Origin of the sequence: Microcoleus sp. OTE_8_concoct_300 (assembly GCF_031383065.1) — a bacterium.
In the GTDB taxonomy this organism is placed as follows: Bacteria; Cyanobacteriota; Cyanobacteriia; order Cyanobacteriales; family Microcoleaceae; genus Microcoleus.
In genome coordinates, this window is the sequence record NZ_JANMZH010000352.1 from 1 (window position 1) to 2,214 (window position 2,214).

1 protein-coding gene is annotated in these 2,214 nt (G+C 45.1%); it reads right to left on the bottom strand.

Going from position 1 to position 2,214, the window contains the following annotated elements:
• Positions 1 to 327: 327 nt before the first annotated feature.
• Positions 328 to 2,214, bottom strand: a 1,887-nt coding sequence (locus tag ACUVJL_RS16090; RefSeq protein ID WP_445246770.1) for an ATP-binding protein, incomplete at its 5' end; no start/stop codon positions are given.

Below are 2,214 nucleotides of genomic sequence, written 5' to 3' on the forward strand. Positions count from 1 at the left end.
GTTTATGAACTCCTGAAATTTTACAGTCTATGACTTCCTGATTTTGATAAAATAAAAGTCTGGGAAACCACACTAAATTCCAGTGGTTCGTGCAGCCGGAATGTTCCGAGTGTTGGGATTTTGATTGTATTCCCAGCATCCAGTAAAACTTTTCCGTTTATCGCACAAGCGACGCTCTGTTGAACGGTTGACTGGCTTCAGTTTTCTTCATGCTCTCTGGCCGAAATGGACTGCCGAAATTCATATATCGATATCTGAGGTACTGGTTCTAAACAGGGAGGTGGATTAAATAAAAAATTCTCTGGACAATACCGGATAATACCTCAGTTAACTTTGAGAACTGTCTTGTGATTTGGCGATCGTACAATCTGCCGAAAAGCACTTCTGAGTTAAATCGCTGATAATATCTAAGCTCATATTATCAACTAATTTAGTCAGAGCCACAGCAAGAGGCTGCTGCGACAGATCCATTCGCTCAATCAACAGCCTTACCGCTTGCTCGTCTCCACAAGCTGCTGCTTTATAGAGCTTCTTAATCGACTCCCTCGGCAACACAGACAGCGATTCAGAAGTCAGTTGCACAACAGGCTCATCCTGTTCGGACTTCCTAGACGACTCCTCTTGATAGATATAGCGAACACCCAAATGAAGCGCCATCTTCTCAAAAATTACTGTTTCTCGGAACGGTTTGGCAACAAAGTCATCGAAGCCGTTCGACATGGCGAGTTCCTGGGTTTTAACAAAAGCATTAGCGCTCAAAGCAATAATCTTAGTCTTAGAACCGTTCGGCCGTGAGCGAATTTGTTGAACAGCTTGAAAGCCGTCTAGAACAGGCATCCTCAAATCCATCCAAATTAAATGCGGCTTGTACTTTCGCCACAATTTAACAGCCAGGGTTCCGTTATCCGCAAACCGCACAACAAAACCAGCCGACTTCAATATCTGAGTTAGCAGCAACCGATTTGCCGACTCATCGTCCGCTACCAGAATGCGATATATTTGTTGGTTGGATGCCAACCCCTTCACTCGTTTTTGTGGCAGTCTGTCAGAAATTTCGCTCTGTGTTGCCAGACTGACTTTAATGTAAAAACTAAAAACCGTACCTTTCCCCACAGAACTTTTGACCTTAATCTCGCCACCCATCAGCTTCACGAAAGAGCTACTGATTGGCAATCCCAAGCCCGTTCCCGTTTGCGATTTCCTGCCAGCAGAAGCTTGCACGAACGGCTTGAACAAACGGCTAATCTCTTCAGGGGCAATACCAGGGCCTGTATCCTTAACTGAGAACAGGAGAAAGAATTTGGGTAACGGTTTTTTAGCCATAGACTGAAGGCATTTTACAGTCAGCTTCACCCTACCCGCCTCAGTAAATTTAACAGCATTGCCCAACAAATTAATCAAAACTTGGCGCAGCTTGCTTTCATCAGTTCGGACGTATTGCGGTACATCTTTCCGGAGTTCAAAAACAAGTTGCAATCCCGACGACTGAGCTTTGAGTTGGAACATCCGTTCTATGTCCGAGAGCAAACTGTACAAGTCAACAGCAGTTTCTTCGAGGGTGATTTGACCAGCTTCAATCTTAGACAGCGACAAAATATCGTTGATTAGTTTCAACAAATGCTCGCCACTGCGATTGATAATATCTAAACTCGACTGCTGTTCCGGTGCAGTTTTTTTAGAGTTCACAAGGAGGTGGGCAAAGCCGATAATCGCATTCAGAGGCGTTCTCAATTCGTGGCTCATATTGGCCAGAAAGGTACTTTTAGCGCGATTGGCACTTTCGGCTGCAATTTTAGCTTGTTTTAGTTCCTTTGTTTTCTGTGCAACTTGCCACTTTAAATCGCCAGAATATTCTTCTAACCGCTTGCGAGATGCTTTTAACTGGCCATTCATGCGCTCGAAAGCACAGGCTAGGGCTTCGAGTTCGGCAACACCGCTACCTGAAACTGTTGAGTCGAAGTCGCCACCAGCTATCGCCTCTGTTGCCGAAATTAACCGCAGCAGCCGCTGTTCTATTCTTAGGGAAATGGACAGCAAAAGGCAGATAGAAAGAACCAAAGCCAGCAGCACGAGCAAAATAGTGTTGCGGGTGTTGGCCTGAACTTTGCTCGTGAAGTCGGTTTCGGGTACAACTGCCACAATTAGCCAGTTTAAGCCTTTCGAGTTTTCAAAAGGTCTGACTTGCAGCAAGTATAGTGAGTTGCTGGCAGTAAA